At 69.8% G+C, this 278-nt stretch carries 1 pseudogene; it reads right to left on the bottom strand.

Annotated features, from left to right (window positions below):
- A pseudogene (locus R0J87_RS19790) lies at positions 1–278 on the bottom strand (nicotinate phosphoribosyltransferase); the annotation flags it as partial.

Genomic DNA, 278 nt, shown 5'->3' with positions numbered 1-278 from the left:
GCCGCCTTCGACGCCACCAGGATCTGCGCCTGCATCATGGCGAGCAGCCGGCTCTCCACGAGCTGGGCTTCCGGCAGCGGCGCGGTGATGCGCAGCACCGGCTCGTCGGCGAAGAGGACCGTCCCCTCGGGCAGGGCGTGGACGTCGCCGGTGAAGCGGAGGTTGCGCAAGTAGGCGAGGAAGTCTTCCGAGAAGCGGCCCGAGGCGTCGAGATAGGCCGATTCCTCCGGCGTCAGGCGCAGGCTCTCCAGGTATTCGACGACCTGCTCCAGCCCGGC

This window comes from Halomonas sp. SIMBA_159 (assembly GCF_046536035.1).
Lineage (GTDB): Bacteria > Pseudomonadota > Gammaproteobacteria > Pseudomonadales > Halomonadaceae > Vreelandella > Vreelandella venusta_A.
The sequence above is the reverse complement of the archived record's forward strand: the minus strand, read 5'-3'. Positions and strand labels throughout refer to the sequence as shown.